This is a genomic window from Shewanella sp. MMG014, from assembly GCF_018100775.1.
GTDB lineage: Bacteria > Pseudomonadota > Gammaproteobacteria > Enterobacterales > Shewanellaceae > Shewanella > Shewanella japonica.
This window is the reverse complement of sequence record NZ_JAGJDZ010000003.1, coordinates 431,892-445,747: the sequence shown is the minus strand read 5'-3', so window position 1 is coordinate 445,747 and position 13,856 is coordinate 431,892. Positions and strand designations below refer to the sequence as shown.

Genomic DNA, 13,856 nt, shown 5'->3' with positions numbered 1-13,856 from the left:
GCTTTGCTCACGCCAGCGTTCATCTTTCTAGCGCATATCTTGTTATGTTTTTATGGCAATTAGTAAACGTCTTTTTGATAACGTTTGGCGCTACGTAATTCTTCTAAATAATTTTCGGCACCAGCTTCATCTAAACCACCGTGCTCAATTGCAAGGTTTATCAAGGCTTGATGAACATCTTTGGCCATACGCTCAGCATCACCACAAATATAGAAATGGGCACCATTTTGTAACCAGTTCCATAGGGTTTCACCTTGCTCAGCAATACGATGCTGCACATATACTTTTTCAGCTTGGTCGCGAGAAAATGCCACATCTAATCGGCTTAGCTCACCAGACTTAAGGTATTGTTGCCATTCAACTTGATATAAGAAGTCTTGCTCAAAATGCGGATTACCAAAGAATAACCAGCTATCGCTTTCAACACCGTCAGCAGCACGCTGTTGCATAAATGCTCTGAAAGGCGCAACACCTGTTCCAGGGCCCACCATAATAACGGGAGTATCATTGTTTTCAGGCAATCTAAAGTGCTTGTTAGGCTCGACATAAACCTTAACTGTTTGTCCTTCTTCAGCAGACGCCAAGAAGTGAGATGCACCGCCAAAACGAGTTTGTCCTTCTCTTTCATCCTCAACTAACGCCACAGTTAAATGCACTTCACTTTCAACTTCAGCTTGGCTAGAAGCAATTGAATACAAACGAGGCGTTAAAGGACGCAATAAGGCAACCAATTTGTCAGCATCAATGGTCACTGGATATTGGGTAATTAAGTCGGCTAGTTGATGACCTAATACAAACTGTCGTGTTTGTTCTTTATCTGCTGCAATAGCTGTTAATGCGCCATTGCCAGCTAACTCTGCCCATGCGGTAACAAGTCCAGGATAAAGTTGCGTCAGTTCTTTCTTTTCAAGTAAAGCTTGCTCAAGGGTTAGCGTTTGCTTGCTTACTGTCACTTCAGCGTTAGCATCTAACGAAAGGCCCGTTATGACCTCGTTGACTAAACCTGAGCTATTGGTAAACCAGATACCTAGTGCATCACCAGCTTCATAACGTATACCTGACTCACCTAAATCAATCTCTACATGACGAACATCTCTATCAGAATCTCGTCCGGTTAATTTTTGACTAACCAGTATTTCTGCTTCATAAGGCTGCTGCTTGGTGTATTCACTTTCTGCAGAAGATTTTGCAGTATCAATTGATACGACACTTGCGCCACTTGCTTGTACTAAGGGTTCAACGGCAGTTAATACTTGCTCTTGCCAGTTTTCAGCAGCGTCTTCATAGTCCACATCACACTCAACAATAGGCAATAACTCTTTGGCGCCTAATGCAGTTAAACGCTCACTGAAGTCCTTACCTGTCTGGCAGAAAAATTCATAACTGGTATCACCTAAAGCAAGCACAGAAAAATTCAATTGCTCAAGCTTTGGTGCACGCTTCGATGCTAAGAATTTATGTAACTCAATGGCATCATCTGGCGCTTCACCTTCGCCATGGGTGCTGACCACAGCAATCAAAATGGTTTCTTGTTTAAGTTGACGAACTTTGTAGTCAGCCATAGAGGCTAGGTTAACAGCAAAACCTTTTGCGCTAGCTTGCACAGCCAATGTCGTTGCGATGCCTTTGCCGTTACCCGTTTGGCTACCATATAAAATTGTGACCGTTTGAGCAGGAGCAGCCTCTGGTATTTGTGCAACCTGTCCTTGATTAGCGGTCGCTGCTAAATAGCCACTTACCCAAGCTAATTGTGTCGCAGATAACTCAGAAGTGAGCTGCTTTAGCTTATCCACTTGTCCTTCAGACAATGGTGAAGCAAATGAAGAAAGTTCTTTTAACAACATTAGAAGATGGCCCTATAACAGTTTAATGTCATAAGACTACTCCTAATCCTTACAACCAAAAAATAATAAAAATTGCTTTTTTATTCCATTAAGGAATATGCAAAGGCGATTTTTTAAGCTACAAAAGTGTGGTGTAGCGCAAACTTTTAGGTCAGACCTCCGTAAAAATGAGATTTCACGCATTCTTTACTTGTATCAAACCTAAGACTTGCCAGAATGATGCACGTTAAAAATTATGGTACTAAAATTGTTTCTTACTCATCACTGTTAGCGATGGCAGTGTTAAGCACGATGAAGTACTAAAACGACCCGACCCTTCCCTACATATAACTAAGAGGTTGTCCTTTTGAAATTAGGTCTACCGAAAGAGAGTCACTCAGGTGAGCAACGTGTTGCGTTAATCCCTGCCAACGTGACCATTTTAATGAAAAAACAGCTACAAGTGATCGTAGAATCAGGCGCTGGACTACAAGCAGGCTTTACCGATGACGATTACGTCAAGGTTGGAGCCACGATAGCTTCTTCACGAGAAGCCTTACTCACTGAAGCCGATATCATTACAGTGGTAAACTGTAAGGGTGATCAATTTGATGAAATTAGTGCGGTATTAAAACCACATCAATTGGTTATAGGGATGATGGATCCACTGGTAAATCCACAAAACGCCCAAACGATAGCAAATACAGGTGGCAGTGCAATCGCACTTGAACTGATCCCACGTATTACCCGTGCTCAAAGCATGGATGTATTATCATCAATGGCAACCATTTCAGGTTACAAAGCTGTATTACTTGCAGCCCATAAAGCGCCGCGTTTATTTCCTATGATGATGACAGCAGCAGGCACATTAAAGCCGTCTCGTGCATTCATTATGGGTGTGGGCGTGGCAGGTCTTCAAGCTTGTGCGACGGCAAAACGTTTAGGTGCAGTTGTAGAAGCTTACGATATTCGCCCTGCAGCTAGAGAGCAAATTATCTCTGTTGGTGCAAAGCCTGTTGAGCTGGATATCGAAGCAGAAAACACTGAAACCAAAGGCGGGTATGCCACAGAGCAAAGTGATGACTTCTTAAAACGTCAGCAACAAGCCATGGCTAATGTACTTGCCCAGCAAGATATCGTCATCACCACAGCTGCCATTCCTGGTCGTAAAGCCCCTGTGCTCATCACTAAAGAAATGGTCGATGGAATGAAAAGCGGAACTATCATTGTAGATCTCGCCGCTGAAAGTGGTGGTAACTGCGAGTTAACCCAGGTTGATGAAGTGATTATGCATAACGGCGTAATGATTTTAGGCCCTTCAAATGTACCAAGCACTGCGGCAAATCATGCGAGTCAAATGTACGGCAAAAACGTTGAGAACCTACTGAATTTACTGATTAATAATGAAGGTGAATTGGTTCTTGATTTTGAAGATGAAATTGTACGAGATACGGTTGTTGCTCATGGTAATGATGTGAGTAGCGCTCGCCTGAGAGAGTTACTGAATTTAGCTCCACTCACAGCGCCTGAGTCACCGTCTGAGGAGACAGCATAATGGATATGACACTATTGCTTTTACTGACACTATTCGTCGTCGCAGTATTTTTAGGTGTAGAACTCATCACTAAAGTGCCACCAACCTTACATACTCCTTTAATGTCAGGTTCCAATGCCATTTCTGGTATCTCTTTAGTTGGTGCGTTACTTTCTGCTGGTTCTGGGGCAGGAATTATGGTTAATGTCCTTGGTTTTATTGCCGTGGTATTAGCAACAATTAACGTGGTAGGCGGCTATATGGTCACTAACCGTATGCTTGCCATGTTCAAAAGGAAATAGACTCAATGACAACATTTATATATTTAGCTTACCTTGTTGCCGCAGTCTTATTTATCTTAGGTATTAAAGGGTTAACTAAACCACGTACCGCTGTGCGTGGTAATCAGCTCTCGGCAATGGGGATGTTTATTGCCGTTATAGTCACCTTATTTGATCAAAGCATTCTTAGCTATGAGTGGATCATCGCTGGGGTGCTATTAGGTGGAACAATCGGCGCAGTGATGGCAACTAAAATTAAAGTCACTGACATGCCTCAAATGGTTGCTTTACTGAATGGTTTTGGTGGTGGTGCCTCGCTAGCAATCGCTGCGGCAAGCTTCCTAGATCCTGCAGCAGCGACCAATACCGTGGCACTAATTTCAATTGGTGCAACAATTATTATTGGCTCTGTCACCCTGTCGGGTTCATTTGTCGCTTTTGCAAAGTTACAAGAACTGATTTCGGGTAACCCAATTAAAGTCCCAGGTAATAAACCATTAAATGTCATCTTGCTGATCAGTGCACTTGCACTCGCTGTTGCCATTGTAATGGACCCAACTAACACTAGTTTAATGTATGCATTAGTTGCTGTTGCGGTTGTGCTAGGTGTGCTGCTTGTTGTTCCTATTGGCGGTGCAGATATGCCAGTCGTCATTGCACTATTGAACTCTTACTCTGGTATTGCTGCTGCCACAACCGGTTTCATCACAGGTAATACAGTATTGATTGTGTCAGGTTCTTTAGTCGGGGCTTCTGGCATCATCTTGACTCAAATTATGTGTAAAGCAATGAACCGTTCATTGTTTAACGTGTTATTTGGTGTCATGGCTGAAGGCGGTGAAAAAGTTGATGCAGATGAAATCTACGCAGGTAAAGTCAAATCAACTTCGCCAGATGAAATCGCCATGATGTTAGAAACGGCTGAGCGTGTGGTCATTGTCCCTGGCTACGGCCTAGCTATGGCGCAAGCACAGCATGCTGTAAGAGAACTTGCCAATGTTCTCCAAAGCCGCGGAACCGATGTGAAGTATGCTATTCACCCAGTTGCTGGCCGAATGCCTGGTCACATGAACGTATTGCTTGCAGAAGCTGAAGTACCTTACGATCAGCTAATCGAAATGGACGAAATTAACCCACAGTTTGAACAAACTGATGTGGCCATCGTCATCGGTGCAAACGACGTCACCAACCCTATGGCGCGTGAAGATAAAGGAAGCCCGATTTATGGCATGCCGATTCTAAACGTTGATAAAGCCAGAACCGTTGTGGTGATTAAGCGTTCATTAAGTCCAGGTTTCGCTGGGTTACCTAACCCACTGTTCGCTATGGATAACTCATTAATGTTATTCGGCGATGGTAAAAAAGGCATCGTTGAGTTAACAGCGAGCTTAAAAGAAGCTGATTAACCAACCTCTCTAATAAAAAGGCCACTATGTGGCCTTTTTTATGGCTGAAATAAAATCAAAGCTTAAAAATAACGACAATAAATGAGTATTTCCTAAAACAATAACAGTAAAACTCATTCGCTTTAATTCGTTAAATACTTGCCAACAATGACACTCCACACCCGATACCTTAGATAAAGACAGTTTATAAGCCATTATTATCTTGAGTTATTTTCAACATGCTCAATAAAACACCTAAAACACACACCTTGAAGAGTACAATAAATGCGATAGCATTATCGATTCATCAATCTTTAGCTTACAAAATTACACAATTGACTATTTAGGCTAAAAAAAGTACAAAAGTAGATTGAGTTCTTTTCTGACGAACACGGATGATTGACCCATATGGATACCCAAGCTTCGCAACTCAGTGCATTAGCAGCAGAAATAGAGCGGTTAACGCGCGAGAATGAAGCCCTAAAACAACATAACATTCACTTGCAACAGCAGCTTTCAGCAACGCTTGACGGCACAGGGTTGTGTTTGTGGGAGCAACACGTCCCTTCTGGTGATTTACTTATCTATAATCAAGAGTGGGGGTCATTACTGGGTTACACCCGTGAAGAATATGCCGCGAATATGGAAAGTTGGAAAGGAAGTTTGCATCCAGATGATAAAGACTGGGTCATTAAAGCTTTTGAAGATCATATTGAAGGCAAAGAAAACGTGTACCAAGCCGTACATCGAATGATCCACAAAGATGGAAGCGTACGATGGGTTTCTGATCGTGGCAGAATTGTAGAATACACATCAGATGGTAAACCGTTAAAAATCCTCGGCACCCACATCGATATCACCCAAGAAAAACGTTACCAACTCGATTTAGCCAGACTGGCGCATCGCGATCCGCTTACTGATTTACTCAATCGAAACGCAGCTAAAAAAGCGTTCAAATCCTTACAACACGATGCCAACTTTGACTCTGGAACCTTGTTATTTATTGACGTTGATAATTTTAAAATGATCAATGATCATCATGGCCACCGATTTGGTGACCTAGCACTAATCAATATCAGCCAAACCCTGCAACACTATGCTGATAAGCTATTAGCGAGTAAACAAGTGAGCATTGCTAGAATTGGTGGAGATGAGTTTGTCATTATCACAGCGATTTCAGAATATGAACTCATTAGTATTTTGGCGGGGTCATTAGTGAATCATTACAAGCAGAACGTCACTATAGAAGAAAAGTCGGTATCATTAGGCTTAAGTATCGGCATTAGTTGCTTTGCAAAACACGACACTTTTGCTGAAGTTTGTGAGCAAGCTGATAATGCCATGTACGGCATTAAACAAGCAGGAAAACATAACTATTCTTTTTGGCAACAACCCAAAACCCTTATTCAATCGATTCGCTAATCAATTTCATCAGTAACAAAAGAAGTTAACAGTTTGCTACAAAAAAAGCTGGGGACTGATTACTTTAAAAAACGTCATGCTATAATCCACTAATATTCAATAAAATACATCTGTTAGCCACTAAACAATTTGTAAGTGGTTTGTAAAGTCCATTACTCCATTATTATTGGTATTAAAGCACTATGTCTAACTTCTCTCGCTTATGTGCGATCTTATTATGCACTAGCCCTTTAATGTCTTATGCCAGTGATAATAGCCCTTCAACGGCTACATCTACGTCAAATACAACTCAAACGAGCAAGGCACAAGAAAGCGAGTCAGAAAAATACTTTCCTTCAACATGGGGAGTCGGCATTGGCATGCGTCGCGCCGATATTCCTTACGCAACTGAAGCAGATGTTGTTACGGATGTCATGCCATTAATCGAGTTTGAAAATGATTACTTTTTTATTGATGGTTTAGAAGCCGGTGTCCATTTGTGGAGTCATCAAGAACATCAAGTCAATTTATATACTCGATTTCGTTTTGTCGATATTCCCCAAGAATATCAAAATCAAACTCAATCAGATGCGTTTGATTTTGGTGTGCAATATCGCTTTCAAAAAGATGGATTAGAAGCTGATGTTGCCTTTTTAAGTGATGGAGATAAACGCTATTACGCCTATACTCGAACACAATATCACTGGACGGCGGGTGATTGGCAATTAAACCCATATGCAGAATTTCAATGGAAAGGTGATTCATTTAATGAGCACTATTACGGGCTAGATCAAATTGATCCTGGTGCAGGTCTAGCGTTTTCTGCAGGGTTAAATACCCGTTACCACCTTGCCAGTAACTTATACTTGCTTGCCAACTTTGGCGTCACGCGCCTTGAAGATGATATTTATGATTTACCGACAATCGAAAACCAATATCAATTAGAATCCTTCTTCGGTTTTGGTTTTTACCCCGATGCTAAACGACCTAATACCAACCCAATACCTAAGGAAAGTGGTGAGTTTTTAAGGGTCGCGCACGGTTGGGCCACGCCTTCAAACTTAAATGATATCCTAACAGGCAATGCAAAAGGTGACCGTTATAACAACCAAATGACGTCGTTATTTTATGGCATACCCTTAACAGACAATTTATTCACACTCCCAATTGATCTTTATTTTACTGCGGGTGGTGTTTGGCATCATGATTCTGAAGTGCAAGACAATTTAGCTGAAGGTGTCATCGGAGTTAAGGCATTTTATACCTTTGATTTAGGCTGGCGCTTCCGCCTTGGTGTTGCAGAAGGCTTGTCTTATGTGTCTGATGTCACCTACATTGAAGGCAGTGAGTTAGATGAAAAAGATTACCGACCATCAAAGTTACTTAATTATTTAGACTTCTCATTTGACGTCAATCTAGGCGATGTATTTAACCATGCGCCATTAAAAAATGCATGGCTAGGTTACAGTATTCATCATCGTTCAGGCATTTTCGAAACAAGCTCAGCTTTCGGGCGCATTAAAGGTGGCAGTAACTACAACACCATCTATGTACAGTGGCATTTCTAAGTTTTTTGATGACCTCCCCTGCGCAGCTTTATGGCACAGGGCACAGGGAAAAGACAATGACTAGGGCCTGTTGATCTTTCAAGGTTGTTTTTGCAGCGAATTGTTGGCCATTTATACAAGGAAGAGACTTTGTGGTGTAGTTATTCTACATAAAAAGTTAATAACGCAGTAAAAATGGCCAACAAACGCTGCCCAAAGGGTTCGAGTAAAAGCGTTTTACTCTTTGTTGGATAAATTTTGCTTAGATGATTAGGCATCAATCCATCCGCCTCAATTAAAACGCTTTTATTTCGAACAAAACTTAACCAGCAAAGATCAACAGGCCCTAGCCTTTATGAGGTTTTAAGCCGCTACAGCTTCTTCAGTTTGTGCACTAAACATGGTCACAGCGCTTTGACCAATTAACCTATCAATGCAAAAGCCACCTTCATCACCTAATCTCATCAGCGCTTTATAACGAATATCGTTAACTGTGTTGAAGCGTCCCTGAATTTGCTGGCTAGAAGCACACAAGCTAAAAAACAATTTAAGGACGGCTTTAGCGTGATCTTGACTAATGAAATGTCGCCATGAAGACTCAAGTAATTGCACAGAGCTAAAATCTAACCCTTCACAAAAACGAGCTGAAATACGTGAATCTAAACACGAAAGAAAGTCTGCCTTTCGGGGAAAATGATGGCTAATTCCTGTACGGCTGATACCTGTAGCATTTGATAACGATGTATAAGACATGTTTTCAAACCCAATTGTCAGGATTTGCTCAAACGCCTCATCTAAAATCAATTTTATGGTGATTTCAGTATCGATTCTAGAACGCTTTGCCATACAAAAATATCGTTACTATTTCTAGTAACTACCTCAATGAAATGAAATTTTGCATAGCCTATCAAATGTTTATCTAGCTTGTCTTTTTAAAAAGTACAATTTATTAACACGCACTTTAACTATGGATTTTAACATTGGCTAAAGAGCAAACATATCACCAATTAATCTTACAGAAATAGCCACTGCGTCAGTCAATAATAAGGCTTTTAATAATTTAGCTAGCGGTAAACACTATTTGAAAGCGTTTCAGATTGAAATGTAAATATTCATGACAACAGTCTACGCTAACTGAAACATTTTCATCATGGTTCAAACCTGACAGTTTTACTCATCAGTGCTTATAACCTTTTCGGCTTCTGAGAACTGCTGAATTAGCCATGCATTAGCAAGTTCAGCTCCCATCAGGTGCACTAACGTCGGATGTAATACTTCAATTAAACGCTGCTGTTGCCAAAACATATAATGCGGCAAAGCTTGAACGGCGCCACGGCCAAATGTGCGTTGCATCAGGCTTGATATTTCATCCATTTCGGTGTCATTGATTTGCGGCGCGTGGGGATAAGCATCAGCGATGAAGTCAGCATATTGTTCAAAAGCAATAATATCATCAACTTCATAGCGATTTAGTAGCCACAATAATTGTGGAGAGCTCCAATGGCCAATATTACCAGTGGTATTCATCACAGCAATATTGCGTCTATGCAACTGCTGCCAAATCAGTGACACATTTCCAGACTCATGAGCTAAGCGCCACGCTAAGTAGTAATCAGCAAGCCATTCGTGCTGGTAAGGGGTTAATGGCAGCAATAAATGACTCTCTTGCAGCGAAATATTTTCAAGGTGCCCTAGCTCATGCCACAAAGTCAGTTGAGTTTGTTGCTCAAGGTTAAATTGATACGCTTGACCGTTAAGTGCCACACTTTGATTAATCACTGGCAGCTTGTCATTTATCACCACGATACCTGCAATATCTTGATCAACAACTGGCATTACCATCGCAGTTTTAAGACCCAAGCTTTGTGTTACCGACTGACGTAAAGGCAATTGTGCAGACACTCTCGCGGGTAGCTGTTTTATGCAAGAAATATAATGAGCAATTGGACAAATCAGCGCTTGTTTATCAGTCAGTTGATGTATTTGGCCGATTGAATATAGAGAGGAATAACTGGGGTAAGAAAGGGGGTTGAAACGATTATGGCTCTCACGACTTAATGAGCTAGCGTTAGCCTGTTTAGGACTAACGCCAACAATAATAGCGCTGAAAAAACTAAGCCCAATAATCAGGGCCAGAAATTTCACTACTTTTTAGCCATAATATTTTCGATTATCGCTGTGGTTGATACGCCATCTTCAAACCCTAAGATTTCAACCGTGCCACCAGCTGCCATAACTTCAGCTCCGCCAGCAATCTCTTCGACTTTATAATCACCGCCTTTAACCAACGCATCAGGTAATAAACGACTAATAACACGTTGTGGTGTGTCTTCACTAAACGGAATCACCCAATCAACAGACGCTAAACCTGCAAGCACTGCCATACGGCGGTCCTCTTGGTTGACCGGTCTTCCCTCACCTTTTAAGCGTTTAACTGAAGCATCGTCGTTTACGGCGACAATTAAACGATCGCCTAAAGCTTTGGCTTGTTGTAAATAACTCACATGCCCAGCATGTAAAATATCAAAACAACCATTGGTCATGACCACTTTTTCACCACGTAGTCTGGCTTGCTCAAGGGCATACATTAACTGATCTTCTGAGACCACACCAAAGCCTGACTCGCCTTGATTTAATGCAAGTGCTTCAATCAATTCAATTCGGCTTACCGTTGCAGTACCTAATTTTGCAACCACAACTCCTGCAGCCATATTGGCAATAGAACAAGCTTGTGCCATTGAACTGCCGGCAGCTAATGAACTGGCTAACGCAGAAATCACTGTATCGCCTGCACCAGTCACATCATAAACTTCACGGGCAACCGTAGGGATATGTAGTTCAGCTTCATCTTGGCTAATTAACGTCATGCCTTTTTCTGAACGAGTGACTAGAATAGCCCCTAGCTCAAATTGTTCAATTAAGCCTTTAGCTTTGGCAATGAGATCCGCCTCATCTACGACAGGGCCGACTACGGCTTCAAATTCGCTCATGTTTGGCGTCAATAATGATGCACCTCGATAACGAGAAAAATCACTGCCTTTCGGGTCAACCAATACGGTCACGCCTTTAGCACGTGCTTTGGCAATAAAATCAACAGGGGAATCAATTGCGCCTTTAGCATAATCGGACAAGACCAGTACATCGACATTATCTAAAATTGGTTCACTGGTGTTTAATAAGTTATCACTGTCAGCGCGACTATATTTCTCTTCAAAATCTAGGCGAATTAATTGTTGGTTACGTGAAAAAATACGTAATTTAGTGATGGTTGGTTTGTCGGCAACAGTTAACCAACGCGGTTCTACACCTTGAGCTTGAACACCTACGGTCAATGCTTGGGCTGTTTCATCGGCACCAACAATGCCTGCAAGCTGAACTTGCCCACCTAATGCGGCAATATTCAATGCCACGTTTGCAGCACCACCTGGACGGTCTTCTATGTCTTTAATGTTAACTACTGGCACGGGCGCTTCTGGTGAAATTCGCCCTGTAGGCCCTACCCAATAGCGGTCAAGCATGACATCACCGACAACTAGTACACGGGCTTTTTCGAATGCTGGGAGAGATACCTTCATAGTAAACTTTTTCTTTTGCTGACATTAAACGGTGATTGTACCTAATTTTGCTATAAAATTAAGTTAGAATAGAAACTAATTTGATTTAAAAGTGAGTGTTCCGTGGTAGAAAAAGCGCAATTTGGTTCTCATTTATTACATCCTAAACATTGGCCACTATGGTTAGGTGTTGGATTAATGAGGCTAACTCAACTATTACCTTTGCGTTGGCAAATGGCAATGGGTAAAGGGTTAGGCCGTTTAGTGTTGAAATTTGCTGGCAGTAGAAAGCACACAGCAGAGCGAAATTTAAGTTTGTGTTTTCCTGATATGCCAGAGCAAGAAAGAGCAGCTTTATTAACACGCAACTTTGAAGAAACCGGCAAAGCCTTATTTGATACCATCAACGCATGGTGGTGGTCTAATGATAAAGTGCAACGTCATATGACCATGAAAGGCGATCAGCACGTGCGTGACACCTTAGATAATGGCAATGGTGTCATCTTGTTTGCAGTGCACTGTTTACCATTAGAAATGGGCGCAAGAATGTTTGGCCAATTCCAGCCAGGAATCGGGGTTTATCGCCCGCATGATAACCCTGTGATGGAGTACTTACAGGTCAATGGCCGCTTACGTTCGAATAAAGGTCTTGTACCTAAACGTGATCTTCGTAATATGGTCAGAAGCCTGCGAAATCCCGATGTGATTTGGTATACAGCAGATCAAGACTTTGGTCGCTCTAGTGCGGTATTTATTCCGCTTTACGCAGTACCAGATGCCGCCACAATTACTGGTGCAACGACCCTGGCGAAACTTGGTAAAGCCAAGGTATTGCCTTTTTTCGTTGAACGAAACGCTGACGATAGCGGTTATCACATGGAAATCATGCCGCCACTGGATAATTTCCCTGGTGACAATGAACTCGAAGATGCGATTCGTGGTAACAAGATTATTGAAAACATTATTGATAGAAACCGTAGCCAATACATGTGGTTACATAGAAGGTTCAAAACTAGACCGACTAAAGAAACCCCTTCCTTATATCAATAAATACTCGGAAGGCTTTTAAATAAAATAATTAAAGATTAATCACTCATAAAAAGGGATTTAATCAGTGATTAATATTCAAAAGAAACGTAAGGGTAAAACTGATTTCAAACACCACCTAGCTTGAAATCAGTATAAGAATGATCAAGGATGCCAAACTTGTTACCCTTTAAGGGTTAATTATTAAGTATTAGTTAATATATATTTGGTATAAAATTAATACTTAATAATAATTGACCACTGTAAACAAAATTAGGAATCCGTCGCCCATATGATTAAGTCGTTTTGCGTCAGTTTAATTGCTATATCAGCCTTATTAACGAGTCTCAATGCTGCAGCTGTTGAATACCGTCTGCCAGCTAAAGAAAGTCGATTAATTGGTGAAAACCAGTATTACGTGGTTCCAGAGGGTAAACTTACCCTAGAAGCCATTGCTGCTGAGTTTCAGTTAGGCTTGAGCAACATGATGGAAGCCAACCCTGGTGTCGACCCATATCTACCTAAGCCTGGTAGCACACTGGTTATTCCTCATCAGTTAATTTTGCCAGATGCGCCTCGTAAAGGAATTGTGATTAATAGCGCTGAAATGCGTTTATATTACTACCCTAAAGGGACCAACACTGTTGAAGTATTACCTATAGGCATAGGTCAAGTTGGACGAGATACACCAGAGAATTGGGTCACTCAAGTGTACCGCAAGCGTGCGAATCCGACATGGACTCCTACTCAAAAAACACGTGAAATATACGCAGCAAAAGGCGTTGAGTTACCCGATGTTTGGCCAGCTGGCCCTGATAACCCAATGGGGCTTTTCGCGCTCTACGTTGGTAATTTATTCGCTGTCCATGGCACTAATGCCTCGTTCGGCATTGGTCTGAGAGTCAGCCAAGGCTGTGTCAGACTTAGAGAAGATGACATCGAGCACCTGTTTAATAGCGTACCTGTAGGCACACGAGTCGAGTTTGTTAACCAACCGATTAAGGCTACTGTTGAACCTGACGGAAATCGTTATTTAGAAGTTCATCAACCACTGTCTGAAACCATTGAGCAGTTTGAGTCGAATGAGCAACTCCCTTTAACCCTAAACAAACAAATTACTGCGATTGTGGCGCATGCTGATACCGATTCATTTACGCTTAAACGCTTATTAGAGCAACGTACTGGTATTCCGACCCGCATCAATACAGCTCAGCAAGCTCATAATGAGCAACAATTGAGTCCAAAAAACTCTGATTAGACACGGTGTTTAAACAGTTAGTGTGAACAACAATAGTGATTAAGCGC

11 protein-coding genes are annotated in these 13,856 nt (G+C 41.7%); 7 read left to right on the top strand and 4 right to left on the bottom strand.

Annotated elements, in window-relative coordinates; genetic code table 11:
- Nucleotides 1–59: 59 nt before the first annotated feature.
- Entirely contained in the window at nucleotides 60–1,844 is a 1,785-nt protein-coding gene (locus tag J8L86_RS07230; protein WP_211029536.1) for an assimilatory sulfite reductase (NADPH) flavoprotein subunit, read from the bottom strand.
- Between the two features lie 346 nt (nucleotides 1,845–2,190).
- Between J8L86_RS07230 and J8L86_RS07225 the strand changes: the two genes are divergently transcribed.
- From J8L86_RS07225 to J8L86_RS07205, 5 genes are all read left to right on the top strand, one after another.
- A complete protein-coding gene (locus J8L86_RS07225; RefSeq protein WP_055025128.1) occupies nucleotides 2,191–3,378 on the top strand; it encodes a Re/Si-specific NAD(P)(+) transhydrogenase subunit alpha in 1,188 nt (395 codons plus the stop codon).
- A 5-nt stretch (nucleotides 3,379–3,383) separates the two neighbouring features.
- On the top strand, nucleotides 3,384–3,659 hold the full coding sequence (locus tag J8L86_RS07220; protein ID WP_055025191.1) for an NAD(P) transhydrogenase subunit alpha: 276 nt from the start codon (nucleotides 3,384–3,386) through the stop codon (nucleotides 3,657–3,659).
- A 5-nt stretch (nucleotides 3,660–3,664) separates the two neighbouring features.
- Nucleotides 3,665–5,044 (top strand): NAD(P)(+) transhydrogenase (Re/Si-specific) subunit beta, encoded by a 1,380-nt coding sequence (locus tag J8L86_RS07215; RefSeq protein ID WP_211029534.1) that lies wholly within the window; start codon nucleotides 3,665–3,667, stop codon nucleotides 5,042–5,044.
- Between the two features lie 387 nt (nucleotides 5,045–5,431).
- Nucleotides 5,432–6,445 (top strand): sensor domain-containing diguanylate cyclase, encoded by a 1,014-nt coding sequence (locus tag J8L86_RS07210; RefSeq protein WP_065109525.1) that lies wholly within the window; start codon nucleotides 5,432–5,434, stop codon nucleotides 6,443–6,445.
- A 182-nt stretch (nucleotides 6,446–6,627) separates the two neighbouring features.
- A complete protein-coding gene (locus J8L86_RS07205; RefSeq protein WP_247663252.1) occupies nucleotides 6,628–7,992 on the top strand; it encodes a MipA/OmpV family protein in 1,365 nt (454 codons plus the stop codon).
- A 342-nt stretch (nucleotides 7,993–8,334) separates the two neighbouring features.
- On the opposite strand, the gene J8L86_RS07200 is transcribed toward J8L86_RS07205, so the two are convergent.
- The 3 genes from J8L86_RS07200 to hldE all read right to left on the bottom strand — a co-directional run bounded on the left by J8L86_RS07200 (nucleotide 8,335) and on the right by hldE (nucleotide 11,546).
- Complete coding sequence (locus J8L86_RS07200) at nucleotides 8,335–8,817, bottom strand: TetR family transcriptional regulator (protein WP_211029533.1); 483 nt, start codon at nucleotides 8,815–8,817, stop codon at nucleotides 8,335–8,337.
- A gap of 324 nt (nucleotides 8,818–9,141) precedes the next feature.
- The gene (locus J8L86_RS07195; RefSeq protein ID WP_211029530.1) at nucleotides 9,142–10,116 is read right to left on the bottom strand and encodes a hypothetical protein; all 975 of its coding nucleotides are present in this window, start codon (nucleotides 10,114–10,116) and stop codon (nucleotides 9,142–9,144) included.
- On the bottom strand, nucleotides 10,116–11,546 hold the full coding sequence (gene hldE / locus J8L86_RS07190; RefSeq protein WP_065109522.1) for a bifunctional D-glycero-beta-D-manno-heptose-7-phosphate kinase/D-glycero-beta-D-manno-heptose 1-phosphate adenylyltransferase HldE: 1,431 nt from the start codon (nucleotides 11,544–11,546) through the stop codon (nucleotides 10,116–10,118). The genes J8L86_RS07195 and hldE overlap by 1 nt, the downstream gene beginning before the upstream one ends.
- 102 nt (nucleotides 11,547–11,648) lie before the next feature.
- Between hldE and J8L86_RS07185 the strand changes: the two genes are divergently transcribed.
- Nucleotides 11,649–12,575, top strand: a complete 927-nt coding sequence (locus tag J8L86_RS07185) for an LpxL/LpxP family Kdo(2)-lipid IV(A) lauroyl/palmitoleoyl acyltransferase (RefSeq protein WP_055025122.1) — start codon at nucleotides 11,649–11,651, stop codon at nucleotides 12,573–12,575.
- A gap of 268 nt (nucleotides 12,576–12,843) precedes the next feature.
- On the top strand, nucleotides 12,844–13,809 hold the full coding sequence (locus J8L86_RS07180; RefSeq protein ID WP_055025121.1) for a L,D-transpeptidase family protein: 966 nt from the start codon (nucleotides 12,844–12,846) through the stop codon (nucleotides 13,807–13,809).
- Nucleotides 13,810–13,856 lie beyond the last annotated feature (47 nt).